The following is a 13,015-nucleotide window of genomic DNA, read 5'->3' on the forward strand; positions in this document are numbered from 1 at the left end:
CCGAAGGGCCTTTCCGCTCGACTTGCATGTGTTAAGCACGCCGCCAGCGTTCGTCCTGAGCCAGGATCAAACTCTCCAACAAAAACTTAAGAGAATCAAACCCGGCAACAAAAAACACTTTGTCGCCAAACAATAATCAAACCATTTGGCACTGGCTTATCAAGCACCCTGTTGAGTTCTCAAAGAACAACCACACACCGAACACGGACCTCGGTTGAGGACCACCCTCGGGGCAATCACCCGCACCCGCCGTTTCCGCCGGGCACTCGTAGTACCTTACCCGACTGTTTCCGCCTCGTCAAACCGATGTCTCCCGGTTTGTCACGCTTCGTCCAGCCGTCGTGCACCCGTACGGCGCAGCGGGTTACCGCCGCAATCGTTCGGGGTTCGGCAGGCCGGCCACCGCGGTGTTGCTCCGCGGGCTTGCCCGGTGCCCTGCCGGGAGAGAAAGTTACACGGCCGGGCCGGTAACGCCAAATCGGGGTCGGCCTCGGGCAGAATTGCTGGTCAAATCTGAAATGTCGGACTCTTGGTAGTGGCGACTCCGCCGTCGCGCCGCCGGTTCCGGCCCGACCGGGGACCCGTCAAGGCCCACCCCGTGGCCGCTGCCGGAATCCAGCCGACCCGTGCCGCTACCGCAACCCGGAGGCCGGGGGAACGCCGCCGGGCCGGGCATCGACGAAGACGGCAATGCCGTCCAGCATCCGGCTCATCCCGAACTCGAAGAGCTTGTCGATGTCGAACTCGAACTCCGCCTCGGCGATCCGGGCCAGCGTCGGAACGGCTCCGGAGGCGAAGATGCGGGCCAGCGCCGACCCCTGGCTCGCCATCCACTCCTCGTCGGTCAACCCGGTCTCGTGCTCCGCCTCCGACTCCCAGACCAGGCTGGCCGCCATCCCGTGCACATAACTGGCGACCGCGACCGAGAGATAGAACATCGTGGGCGGGTCGAGCCCGAGTCCGTCCACCGCGCTCATCGTCCAGTCGGTGTGCGCCATCCCCCTCGGTGAGAGCATCGGCCGGGTCAGCGACATCGTCTGCTGCATCCACGGGTGCCGCCGGAACGCCGTCCACTGCATCCGAGTGATCACTTCCAGCCGGTCCCGCCAACCCGGTGGCGGCGGTTCCGGGAGGACGATCTCGCCGAGTACCTCCTCGACCATGAGCTTGACGAGGTCGTCCCGGCCGGGCACGTACCGGTACAGCGCCATGGTGCCGACCCCGAGCTGCGCCGCGACCCGACGCATCGACAGCGCCGCGAACCCCTCGGCGTCGGCGACCTCGATCGCGGCCTGGACGATCCGGTCCCGGGTCAGCCCGGGATCCGCCTCCCGGGTCGCCCGGCGCCGCGCGGGGCCGGGCACCGGCGGAGGTTCCGGTTCCGCCACCACGGTCCCGATTCCGGGTACGGCCCGGACCAGGCCCTCCTGGCCGAGCACGGTCAGCACCTTGGTGGCGGTGGCCATCGCGACACCCCACTCGGCGGTGATCCGCCGGGTCGACGGCACCCGGTCGCCCGGGCGCAGTTCGCCAGCGGCGATCCGGCGCCGGATCTCGGTCACGATCCGACGGTACGGCGGCTCTGCTCCGGTACGGTCCACCGCTGCTCCTCGCTGTCGCCGACGACGTCGCGTACTAGTGCACCAGGCGCGGCCGAGAGTACCGGGTGGCTGCCCGCCGGGCCGGCGCGTCGGGGCCGCGCACCTCAGTCCCCGCTCGAATCCGATCCTTGGAGCACTAGTGCACTAGCGCGGTCAGTCACCTGTTATACCTCGCTATTGTGCCTGCCGAGTCACTTGCTTAGCCTGTACGCAATCACGTTGACCGGGTACCCCGACCGGCCCGTACGGGGATGAGGAGTGGGTGCGATGGCACCGGGATTGACGATCGAAGCGACCGGCTTGGCGAAGGCGTACGGGTCGGTGCGGGTGTTGACCGGCATCGACCTCCAGGTGCCGGAGGGCAGCGTCTTCGCCTTGCTCGGACCCAACGGGGCGGGCAAGACGACGACGGTACGGATCCTGGCCACCCTGGTCCGGCCGGACGGCGGACAGGCCCGGGTCGCCGGTTTCGACATACTGCGGCAGCGGCACCAGGTGCGCCGCCGCATCAGCCTCACCGGGCAGTACGCGACAATCGACGAGTTGCAGACCGGCGAGGAGAACCTCCGGATGATGGGCCGGCTCTCCGGCCTCTCCACGGCGGGCGCCCGGGCGCGGGCCCGCGACCTGCTCGACGGGTTCGACCTCGCGGACGCGGCGGGCCGCCGGGTCGGCACCTACTCCGGCGGGATGCGACGACGCCTGGACCTGGCCGCCGGGCTGGTCGGCCGGCCCTCGGTGATGTTCCTCGACGAGCCGACCACCGGACTCGACCCGCGCAGCCGACAGGCGCTCTGGCAGGTGATCGGCGGGCTGGCCGAGTCCGGGGTGACGATCCTCCTCACCACGCAGTACCTGGAGGAGGCCGACCGGCTCGCGGATCGGATCGCCGTGCTGGACGCGGGGCAGGTGGTCGCGGAGGACAGTCCGGCCCGGCTCAAGCTCCGCTTCGCCGAACAGCGGCTGAGCCTGACCCTGGCCACCGGGACGGACTTCGAGAGCGCCCGGCGGCAGCTCGGCGCGCGGGTGCTCCGGGCCGACCCCGCCAGGCTTGCCGTGGACGTCGCCACCGACGGCACCGCCCCGGGCATCCGCGGCCTGCTCGACGAGGTCGACCCCGGGCGTACCGCGGTGACCCGCTTCGCGGTCCGGACCGCGACCCTCGACGACGTGTTCCTGGCCCTGACCGGCCACACCGCCGGCCGCGCCGAGCCGGCCGCCAGCCGTACCGAGAAGGAGCCCGCCCGTGTCTGACCTCGCACTCGCCGGGCGGCGGCCGTTCGGCACGGACCTGCTGACCATGGTCGGGCGCTGCCTGCGGCTGTCCCGGCGCAACACCGACGCGGTGCTGATGTCGCTGCTGCTGCCGGTGATGCTGATGCTGCTCTTCGTCTATCTGTTCGGCGGTGCCGTCAACACCGGCATGGCGTACGTGAGCTGGGTGGTGCCGGGGGTGATCCTGCTCTGCACCGGGTTCGGCGCGGCAACCACGGCGGTCAGCGTCACCCAGGACATGGCCGGCGGGATCACCGACCGGTTCCGGGCGATGGACGTGAGCGGCGCCGCCGTACTCGGCGGGCAGGTGGCGGCGAGCGTCGCCCGGAACTTCCTGGCGACCGTCCTGGTCTTCGGGGTCGGGTTCGGTATCGGGTTCCGGCCGCAGGCCGGGCCGGTCGAGTGGCTGGCCGCCGCCGGCATCCTGTTGGCGTTCGTCGTCGCCATGTCCTGGTTCTCCGCCGCCGTCGGGCTGCTGGTGCGGTCCGTGGAGGCGGCGAACGGCTTCACCTTCTTCGTGATGTTCCTGCCCTATCCGAGCAGCGCGTTCGTGCCGATCGACTCCATGCCGAGCTGGACCCGGGGCATCGCCGAGCACCAGCCGCTCAACCCGGTGATCGAGTCGCTGCGCGGCCTGCTGCTGGGTACGCCGGTCGGCGCCAGCCCGTGGATCGCCCTGGCCTGGTGCGCCGGCCTGCTCGCCGGGTCGGTCGCGCTCTCGGTCGTGCTGTTCCGGCGCCGGACCGGCTGACCGGATCGCACCGGAGGGATGGCCGCCGTCCTCGGTGAACCTTTCGACCTGAACCGCGCGGCGCTCAGCACCGCGCCCGACCCTGCGGTCCGTCGGACCGCAGGGGAGGTTGAGAAGGGCTCAGTCGACGGCGGCGATCACCGTCTTCGGCTCGGTGCAGAACTCGCGGCTGAAGTCGCCGCCCTCCCGGCCCACCCCGGAGAGGCCGAAGCCGCCGAAGGGCGCGCGCGGCTCGCGTACCCCGAAGGTGTTGATCCAGACCGTGCCGGCCCGCAGCCGCGCGGCGACCCGGTGTGCCCGGCCCAGGTCGCGGGTGAAGAGCACGGCGGAGAGCCCGTACGGGGTGTCGTTGGCGAGCCGCAGCGCCTCGGCCTCGTCGGCGAACGGAGTCACCACCGCGACCGGCCCGAACACCTCCTCGCGGAGCACCCGGGCCGACGCGCCCAGTCCGACCGCGACGGTGGGCCGGACCAGCAGGCGGCCGTCGACCGGGCCGCCGGTACGCAGCTCCCCGCCGTCGGCGTCCACCGAGTCCAGGTAGCCGGTCACCTTGGCGTGGTGCTCGGCGCTGGCGAGCGGGCCGACGTGGGTGGCCGGATCGTGCGGGTCGCCGTACGGCAGTGCCTCGGCGGCCCGGACGAACCGGTCGAGGAACTCCTCGTACGCGGCCCGCTGCACGTAGATGCGGCTGGTGGAGAGGCACACCTGACCCGAGTTGCTGTAGATCGCCCGGGTCGAGCCGGCCACCGCGACGTCCAGGTCGGCGTCGGCGAAGACCAGGTTGGCGCCCTTGCCGCCGCACTCCAGGGAGACCGGGACCAGTGCGCGGGCCGCCGCGGCGGCGATGACCGAGCCGGTCCGGGACTCGCCGGTGAAGGTGATCCGGTCGATCCCCGGTGCGGTGGTCAGCCACTCCCCGGTGGAGTCCGGCCCGAAGCCGTGTACGACGTTGAGCACCCCCGGCGGCACTCCCGCCGCCAGGGCCAGTTCGGCCACCCGGGCCGCCGAGGCCGGCGACTGCTCGGCCGGCTTCAGCACCACCGTGTTGCCGTAGGCCAGTGCCGGGGCGATCTTCCAGACGCCCAGGTTGAGCGGATAGTTCCACGGCGCGATCGCGGCGAAGACCCCGGCCGGCTCGTAGCGCAGGTACTGGTGCAGCCGGTCGTCGCCCGGATAGGTGCTGGCGGTCGACTGCTGGGCGTGTGTGGCGAAGAACCGGAAGTGGTTGACCGCGCTGGTGAGGTTCCAGTTCCGGCTGTTGGTCACCGGCATCCCCATGTCCCGGGTGTCGAGCCGGGCGAGTTCGTCGGCGTGCGACTCCATCAGGTCGGCGAGCCGGTGCAGCAGGGCGGAGCGTTCCCGCTGCGGCATCCGGGGCCACGGGCCGGTGTCGAAGGCGCGGCGGGCTGCCGCGACGGCGACGGTGACGTCCGCCCGGCCGGCCCGGGCGACCCGGGCCCACGGCCGCTGGGTCCACGGGTCCACCGAGTCGAAGTACGCCCCGTCGGTGCTCTCGCCGACCTGCCCGTCGACCACCTGGGCCACCGCGTCGAGCCGGGCCGGACTCACCGCGTCGTCCACTGTCTGCATCGCACGAACACCTCCGTGACGGGGCTGGTGCCGGGGTACGCCCCGAGCGGGCGCCGTATCCGCACTATCCACCACCAGAGAACTGGTGGCAGCAGGATTCTGTTTTGCAGAACCACGACGGATTCTGGTGAGAAGAATCTGGGCTCGGTTCGTTCCGCATCCCGATCATCGGCGTTACTGTCGCCACACGTCGCCGTAACCACTTCGACTCGATCGCCACACCGGCTCGACAGGTACGAGGAGCGGCCATGACCAGTACGGTGCTCCGCCCGACCGACCGGGACAGCGGCACCCCGGCCGCGCACGCCCTGCTGGACGTCCTGGTCGGCTGGGGAATCCGACGGGTGTTCTGCTGCCCCGGCAGCACCGAGGCCGCCTTCCTGGACGCGCTCGTCGAACGGTCCGGCGAGGTCGAGATCGTGCTCACCACGCACGAGTCCGTCGCGGTCGCGATGGCCGACGGCGCCGCCCGGATAACCGGGCAACCGCAGGTGGCGTACCTGCACACCAACGTGGGGCTGGCCAACGGGGTGGCGCAGCTGACCGCCGCGCAGCTCGGCAACGCCCCGGTGCTGGTGCTCAACGGCCTCAAGTCCACCGCGCTACAGGGCCGGGACGGCTTCACCACCGTGCCGTACCCGAGGGACCTGGTCCGGCAGCACGTCAAGTGGGCCCGCCAGGTCAGCTCGGCCGACTCGCTCGCCGCCGACGTCGCCCGGGCGCTGCGTACCTCGGTCGCCGAGCCGGCCGGGCCGACCTGGATCGGGCTGCCGCAGGACGTACTGGAGTCGACCGCGCCGGTGGACGCGGCGCCGGAGAGCCGACGGGCAGCCGACGTACCCCGGAACCGGCCGGACCGGGACGCGGTGGCCGACGCCGCCCGACTGCTCGCCGGGGCGACCCGGCCGGTACTGGTGGCCGGCGGCGACGTGGCCCGGCACGGGGCGGTCGACGCCCTGGTCACGCTCGCCGAGCGGCTCGGCGCGACCGTGCTCGGCGAGGACCGGCGCGGCTTCCAGCGCACCGCCTTCCCGACCGCGCATCCGCGGTTCGCCGGCTGGTACGCCGCGACCCATCCGGCGATCGCCGACGCCGACCTGGTCTTCTTCGTCGGCTGCCGGGTCTTCACCGAGTTCGAGGCGCCGGCCGGGGACGAGTTCCCCCGGCACGCCACCGTCGTGCACGCACACGTGGACCCGACCGAGGTGGGCCGGCTCTATCCGGTGCACCGAGGGCTGGTCGGGCACCTCGGAGCGGTCCTCGACGACCTGCTCGCGGTACTGCCACCGGGCCCGGCGCCCGGCGGTGCCGGCGGGCCGGCCGCGGTCGGAGCACCCACGGCGACCCGAGCGCCCACGGCGGTTGGCGGGGTCTCCGCCGCGCCGGCCTTCCCCGGACACGTCGGGCTCGGTCCGGTGGTGGCCGCGCTGGTCGACGGGCTCGGCACCGACACGACCGTGGTGCTGGACGCCACCACCGCCACCCCGGCGCTGCTCTCCGCGCTGCCGCAGCACCGCCCCGACCAGGTGCTGCTCTCCTCGTCCGGCTCGCTCGGCTGGGGCACCGGGGCCGCGCTCGGCGTCCGGCTGGTCCGGCCCGAGCAGCCGGTGGTCGCCGTCCTCGGCGACGGGTCGTTCCAGTTCGGCATCCAGGCGCTCTGGACGGCGGCGCACCACCGGATCCCGGTCACCTTCGTGGTGCTCAACAACGGCAGCTACAGCGCGGTCGGTTCGGCGCTGCACCGGTTCGGCGGCGCGGCCCGGCGTACCGGGCGATGGCCGGGCACCGACATCAGCGGGCCCCGGATCGCCGAGATCGCCGCCGGGTTCGGGGTGCCGGCGACCCGGGTGGCCGGCCCGGCCGACCTCGCGGCGGCGCTCCGGGCGGTACGCGACAGTGCCGGCCCCGCACTGGTCGAGGTGCTCACCGGCCCCGACCGGCGCACCGACTCCGACCCGGCACGGCAGGACGGCGGCGCGGGCGCCCCGTCCTGACCGGCCGGACCGAGCAGGCAGGAGGGCTGCCGTGTTTGCCAGGAAGCCGAGCACCGGACCGTTCAGTACCGCCCGGGGGCTGCTGCCACTGATCGTGGTCTGCGCCTTCCTCTTCGCCTTCCCGATCGTGATGCTGGTGGTGGGCGCCTTCCGCAACCAGGATCCGAGCCTGCCGGCGAACTGGGGCTGGGACGGCTTCCGGACCGCGTACACCAGCCCGGCGACGTACACCACGCTGCGCAACTCGCTGCTGCTCTCCACCGCCGTCACGGTGCTCGGTACCGCGATCGGCCTGCTCTGCGCCTTCCTGGTCACCCGGACCCGGACACCGCTGCGCCGGCTGGTCACCCCGGGCATGCTGCTGGTCGTCGCGCTGCCGCCGCTGTTCTACGCGATCAGCTGGGGAATGCTCGGCAACCCCCGGATCGGCCCGGTCAACACGCTGTTCCGGGAGCTGACCGGCAGCGAGGCGACCGTCTTCGACGTCAACTCGTGGACCGGGCTGATCCTGGTGATCTCGCTCAAGTCCGCCGGCTTCAGCTATCTGATGCTGCTCGGCCCGTTCCTGGCGCTGGACCGGGGGCTGGAGGAGGCGGCGCAGGTCTCCGGGGCGGGCAAGCTGCGTACCCTGCTCGGCATCGACCTGCCGGTGCTGGCCCCGGCGGTCAGCGGGGTGGTCATCCTCAACTTCGTCATCGGGCTGGAGTTCTTCGACGTACCGCTCTTCCTCGGCGCGCCGGCCGGGATCGAGGTCTTCTCCACCCGGGTCTACGGGCTGATCAGCGAGAGCAGCCCGGCCGACTACGGTGCGGCGAGCGCGCTGTCGCTGCTGCTGGTGGCGATCGTGATGGTGCTGGTCGCGGTGCAGTGGCGGCTGCTGGGCCGGCGCCGCTACACCACGGTCACCGGCAAGGGCTACCGCAGCGACGCCTGGGACATCGGCCGCTGGCGCTGGGCCGGTACGGCCTTCCTGCTGCTCTACGCACTGCTCGCCGTCGTCGCCCCGCTGGTGCAACTGGTGCTCGGTTCGCTCCAGCCGTTCTTCGGCGGCTCGGCCGGCTACTCCCTGGTCAACTACCGGGAACTGCTCGCCGACCCGGCCACCGTACTGGCGCTGCGCGCCACGCTCCTCGTCTCGGTGGTCGGCGGGCTCGGCGCGATGCTGCTGGCGCTGCTCATCGGGTACGCCGTCGGGCACAACCGGACCCGGCTGCGCCGGGTGGTCGAGATGCTCACCTGGCTGCCCTGGGCGGTACCGGGGGTGGTACTCAGCCTCGGCATCGCCTGGGCGTACATCAGCGTGCCGGGGCTTCGCCAGCTCTACGGCACGGTCTGGATCGTGCTGCTCGCCCTGATCGCCGCGACGGTGCCGATCGCACAGCGGGCCACCCAGCCGGCGCTGGCCCAACTCGGCCACGAGCTGGAGGAGGCGTCCCGGGTCGGCGGCGCCGGTCCACTGCGGATGTTCGCCGGCATCGTCCTGCCGCTGATCGCGCCGAGCTTCCTGGCCGGCTGGTTCGTCTCGGCGATCGTCGTCTCCGGCAACCTGGCGGTGCCGATCCTGCTCTCCTCGCAGCAGAACGCCACCGTGCCGCTGCTGGTCCTGGAGCTGTACACGGCCGGCGAGACGTCCCGGGCCGCCGCCCTCTTCGTGATCATGATGGTGCTGCTCTGCGCCGGCCTGGCGCTGCTGGCCGGGCTGGCCCGGCTGGCCGGGTTGCTGCGCCGCCGGGCGCTGCGCACCGCCGCGTCCCGCACCGCCCCGCCGAGCCCCTCGACCCCGTCGAGTCCGTCTACCCCGTCGAGCCGGTCCGGCTCGGTGCCCCCGGCCGGATCGTCGGCCGACCCCACCTCGTCGTCGGCACCCGCAACCCTCGGTTAGGAGAGAAGAACCATGACCTCGCGGAAACTGCTCCGGATCGGCGCGGTCGCGGCGGCGGTCGTCCTGGCGCTGTCCGCCTGCGGTGGCGGCGGACCGGCCTCGGACGCCGCCGCCAACGTGGCCGGCAGCACCGACGACCTCGGCGGCCAGGCCGCCGTCGACACCATGACCGCGCTGTACGAGGCGGCCAAGGCGGCCGGCAAGACCGAGGTCGTGGTCTACGGACCCGGCGAGAACGACAAGGTCGACGTCTACAAGGCGTTCCAGAAGCGCTTCCCGGCCATCCGGGTCACCGGCGAGTACCTGGTCGGGCCGCAGCTAGCCAGCAAGATCAATCAGGAGTTCGGCAGCGGCAAGCACGTCGCCGATCTCGTCCAGGGCGGTGACACCACCGTCGCCGCCCAGCTCGACGAGCAGCGGTACGCGAAGTTCGCCCCGGTCACCGCCGCCACGCTGGGCAAGGAGTACCAGGATCCGAACGGGTTCGTCTACGCCGCCTCCGGCAGCATCATGGGCATCCTCTACAACGTCGACCGGGTGCCCGCACCCGACGCGCCGAAGGGCTGGCGGGATCTGCTGGACCCGCGTTGGAGGGGCAAGATGGTGCTCGACGACGCCACCAAGAACGGTGCGGTGGCCGGCACCTTCTCCCGGATGCTGCACGACGGCCGGTACGACGAGACGTACCTCGCCGGGCTCGCCGGGCAGGAGATCCACTGGGTGGCCTCCGGGCCGGTCGCCGGCAACGCGGTGGCGACCGGGGAGTTCGCGGTCGCGCCGGTCTACCCGTACAGCTTCTATCTGCGGGACAAGGCGAAGCACGCCCCGGTCAACCTGGTCTTCCCGGTCGACGGCGGCAACCAGGTCTCGCCGCACTATCTCGGACTGGTCGACGGGGCACCGCACCCGGACGCGGCCAAGCTGCTGATGACCTGGCTCTTCACCCCCGAGGGGCAGCGCGCGGTCGCCGACGCCGGATACGCGCCGACGATGCCGAACGCGCCGAACGTCAACGGGCTGGCCCCACTGAGCACGATGGACCAGCTCAAACCGTTCGCCATCGCCGAGGTCAACGCGGCCCAGGCGGCGTACCTGGCGAAGTCGAAGCAGATCTTCGGCCGGGGCTGACGATGTCGACGGATCTGTTGATCGAGGGACTGGTCAAGCGGTTCGGCGGCATGGCCGCGGTGGACGGGATCGACCTGCGGGTCCGGCCGGGCGAGTTCCTCACCCTGCTCGGGCCGAGCGGCTGCGGCAAGACCACCACGCTGCGCTGCGTCGCCGGGCTGGAGCTGCCGACCGAGGGCGAGATCTCGTTCCGCGGCCGGGTCTTCGCCGCACCGGGCCGGGCGGTCTTCGTACCACCGGACAAGCGGCGGATCGGCATGGTGTTCCAGAGCTACGCCCTCTGGCCGCACATGACCGTACGCGCCAACGTCGGCTATCCGCTGAAGATGGCGAAGGTGCCGAGGGCGGAGATCCGGGACCGGGTACACGAGATGCTCGGCCGGGTCGGGCTGGCCGAGCGGGCCGACGAGATGGCGGTTGCGCTCTCCGGCGGCCAGCAGCAGCGGGTCGCACTGGCCCGGGCGATGGCCAGCAGCCCCGAGCTGCTGCTCTTCGACGAGCCGCTGTCCAATCTGGATGCCAAACTGCGCTACCAGCTTCGCGACGAGATCCGGAGCCTGCACGACCAGCTCGGCACCACCTCGGTCTACGTCACCCACGACCAGGAGGAGGCGATGGCCCTCTCGGACCGGATCGTGGTGATGAACGCCGGCCGGATCGAGCAGGTCGGGCCGCCCCGCGAGCTGTACTCCCGGCCCCGCAACGCCTTCGTGGCCGACTTCATGGGCTACCAGAACATCCTGCCCGGGGTGGTGGCGGAGGTCCGGGACGGCGGGCATCTCGTCCGGGTCGACGGGTCCACGCTCGCGGTCGCCGTCCCCGGGGCACCGCCCGGCCCGGCCGGCACCGCCAGCTCGGTCGCCTTCCGCGCCTCGGCGGTACGCCTCGACCCGCCCACCGACGGCCCGGCCACCGCGCTCACCGCCCGGGTGCTCCGGTCGACGTACCTGGGTCGGAGCCTCAACCTGCTGGTCGAGGTGGCCGGGGTGCGGCTGCGTACCCAGCTCGACGAGGGGACGCTGGGGCGGGTGGGGCCGGAACTGCCGGGCCCGGGGGACGAACTGACGGTGCACCTGCCGGCCCGGGCGGTCGTACCGCTGGCTCCGGCCCCCGCAGCGGCGGCGCTCGGCTGAGCGGCGGCGGTGGTGCTCGTCGGAAACCGGAAGTCAGTCCGGCAGTCGGTCGAGCTGGGTCAGGTAGCCGGTGCCGGTCCGGGTGATCGCCCCGGCCAGGCTGGTGGTGTCGGGGTCGGCGCCGGCGCGCTGCTCGGCGCCGGCGACCCGGACGGACTGCGCCAGATGTGCCCGGAGGTACTGGCCGAAGAGGCGCCGGAACTCGGCTTCCGGTGCCGAGCCGAGCGCGGTCAACTGGGCGGCGGTGACCATCCCGGGCATGTCGTGCCCCTCGTGCGGGTTGGTCTTCGGCGCGCCGGAGCGGTCGAGCAGCCGCCGGCACCGCTCCAGGTCGGCACGGTGGGTCTCCCGGATCCGGGCGGCGAGCCGGCGCACGGCCGGGTCGGTGGTGCGCTCCGGCACCAGGTCCAGCAGGGGCAGCACCCGTTCGTGCATGGCGACGGCAAGTTGCAGCCAGGCGATGTCGGTGCCGTTGAACGGGCCGGGCGTACCCGCCGGGCCGGGCGTACCCGCCGGGCCGGGCGTACCCGCCGGGCCGGGCGGTCGGCCGGCGGTGACCGGCGCCGCGCCGGTGGGCGTACCCGAAACCGGCGGTGGTGCGGCGGCGGAGCCGGCACAGCCGCCGGCCAGCAGCACCGCGACGAGCATCGCGGCGGCGGCCGGTACGAGGGCGCTGGGCCTCATGTCCGGGTCTCCTTCTCCGGTCGCTGTCGCGCGGGTGGACCCGGCCGGAGCCGGATCCACCCGCGGAGCCCTACGGTCAGCTCGGACGGCCGTCCGCACCGCACTTGATCACGGGGCGGATGCAGTCCCGGACCCGGCGCAGCATCTCGTCCTCGGGCCAGGCGTTGAAGAAGTCGCCGTGCATGGTGAAGCCGGCGCCGGAGGCGAGCCGGAACCGGGCCGGGTCGCCGTTGACCGGATAGCGCAGCACCTGGCGCAGCTTCGGCACCGCCACCGGGTGGCTGGACGGGCAGGCCTGGTTGACCGGGTACGCCATGTGGCTCTTGTGGTCCGGCGAGTCGAGGTCGCGGCCGTTCCAGCACTGCGGGAAGTCGAGGTACGACTCGATCATCGTCCCGGCAGGACAGTTGACGAAGTCCTTGGACGCGCCGACGTGCCCGGCGTGCAGGCAGGACCACCGGGAGATGGTGGTCGAGTCCGGGGCGGTGGCCCGGGCGTTGCCGGCCACGATCCGCAGGCCCAGCGGCAGGGGCTGGGTGTTGGCGACGATGTCGCTGCGGACGCCCTCGCCGAGGTAGTAGAACGTGACGATGGCCGGTTCCACCGGGACGTTGTCGGCGTAGAAGGTGGGCACCCAGTAGGACGAGACGTCGACCCGGGGGTTGCAGGTGGTGCTGGAGTTCAGCAGGTCGGCCAGGTTGGTGTGGGCGTTGGTGGTCGTCGCGCCGAAGAAGCTGTGCATGTGCGAGGCGCCGGGCAGGCCCGGGAAGATGATCGGGTCGTCCGGCAGCCGGTGGCTGTACGGACAGTCGGCCAGGAACTCGGCGACCCGGACGACCCGGGCCTCGGCCGGCTCCGCCCGCTCGATCACGGCGTAGCCGCCGAGCAGGGCGAGCAGGGCGCCGAACAGCGTCACGATTCTCAGCCGGCGGCGCAGCGCGTGCAGGGGTGCGGCCCTTTCCATGTGGGCACTCCTA

The 13,015-nt window shown here is 72.3% G+C and carries 10 protein-coding genes and 1 rRNA gene (1 of these 11 cut by a window edge); 6 read left to right on the forward strand and 5 right to left on the reverse strand.

Features of this window, described 5'->3' with window-relative positions:
- Positions 1 to 82: ribosomal RNA gene (locus tag ACQEVC_RS07620) — 16S ribosomal RNA — on the reverse strand (it extends 1,434 nt beyond the left edge of the window).
- A gap of 550 nt (positions 83 to 632) precedes the next feature.
- Positions 633 to 1,601, reverse strand: a complete 969-nt coding sequence (locus ACQEVC_RS07625; protein WP_432874459.1) for a TetR/AcrR family transcriptional regulator C-terminal domain-containing protein — start codon at positions 1,599 to 1,601, stop codon at positions 633 to 635.
- A 267-nt stretch (positions 1,602 to 1,868) separates the two neighbouring features.
- Between ACQEVC_RS07625 and ACQEVC_RS07630 the strand changes: the two genes are divergently transcribed.
- Complete coding sequence (locus ACQEVC_RS07630) at positions 1,869 to 2,855, forward strand: ATP-binding cassette domain-containing protein (protein ID WP_432874460.1); 987 nt, start codon at positions 1,869 to 1,871, stop codon at positions 2,853 to 2,855.
- Positions 2,848 to 3,627, forward strand: coding sequence for an ABC transporter permease (locus ACQEVC_RS07635; RefSeq protein ID WP_432874462.1), 780 nt, complete (start codon positions 2,848 to 2,850; stop codon positions 3,625 to 3,627). The genes ACQEVC_RS07630 and ACQEVC_RS07635 overlap by 8 nt, the downstream gene beginning before the upstream one ends.
- A gap of 120 nt (positions 3,628 to 3,747) precedes the next feature.
- Here the strand turns inward: ACQEVC_RS07635 and ACQEVC_RS07640 are convergent, their stop codons facing one another.
- Positions 3,748 to 5,217: an aldehyde dehydrogenase gene (locus ACQEVC_RS07640; RefSeq protein ID WP_432874463.1), complete on the reverse strand. Its 1,470-nt coding sequence runs from the start codon at positions 5,215 to 5,217 to the stop codon at positions 3,748 to 3,750.
- A gap of 248 nt (positions 5,218 to 5,465) precedes the next feature.
- On the opposite strand from ACQEVC_RS07640, the gene ACQEVC_RS07645 reads away from it, so the two are divergent.
- Genes ACQEVC_RS07645 through ACQEVC_RS07660 form a run of 4 tightly spaced genes read left to right on the forward strand, consistent with a single transcriptional unit; the run spans position 5,466 to position 11,354 of the window.
- Positions 5,466 to 7,211, forward strand: a complete 1,746-nt coding sequence (locus tag ACQEVC_RS07645) for a thiamine pyrophosphate-binding protein (RefSeq protein ID WP_432874465.1) — start codon at positions 5,466 to 5,468, stop codon at positions 7,209 to 7,211.
- A 31-nt stretch (positions 7,212 to 7,242) separates the two neighbouring features.
- Positions 7,243 to 9,093, forward strand: a complete 1,851-nt coding sequence (locus tag ACQEVC_RS07650; RefSeq protein WP_432874467.1) for an ABC transporter permease — start codon at positions 7,243 to 7,245, stop codon at positions 9,091 to 9,093.
- 12 nt (positions 9,094 to 9,105) lie between these two features.
- Positions 9,106 to 10,221 (forward strand): ABC transporter substrate-binding protein, encoded by a 1,116-nt coding sequence (locus tag ACQEVC_RS07655; RefSeq protein WP_432874469.1) that lies wholly within the window; start codon positions 9,106 to 9,108, stop codon positions 10,219 to 10,221.
- A gap of 2 nt (positions 10,222 to 10,223) precedes the next feature.
- Positions 10,224 to 11,354, forward strand: a complete 1,131-nt coding sequence (locus tag ACQEVC_RS07660; protein WP_432874471.1) for an ABC transporter ATP-binding protein — start codon at positions 10,224 to 10,226, stop codon at positions 11,352 to 11,354.
- Positions 11,355 to 11,387: 33 nt separating this feature from the next.
- Here ACQEVC_RS07660 and ACQEVC_RS07665 read toward each other — a convergent pair whose 3' ends face one another.
- Positions 11,388 to 12,038, reverse strand: coding sequence for a DUF305 domain-containing protein (locus ACQEVC_RS07665; protein ID WP_432874473.1), 651 nt, complete (start codon positions 12,036 to 12,038; stop codon positions 11,388 to 11,390).
- 76 nt (positions 12,039 to 12,114) lie between these two features.
- Entirely contained in the window at positions 12,115 to 13,002 is an 888-nt protein-coding gene (locus tag ACQEVC_RS07670; RefSeq protein WP_432874474.1) for a DUF1996 domain-containing protein, read from the reverse strand.
- Positions 13,003 to 13,015: the final 13 nt, after the last annotated feature.

Source organism: Plantactinospora sp. CA-294935 (assembly GCF_050936445.1).
Lineage (GTDB): Bacteria > Actinomycetota > Actinomycetes > Mycobacteriales > Micromonosporaceae > Plantactinospora.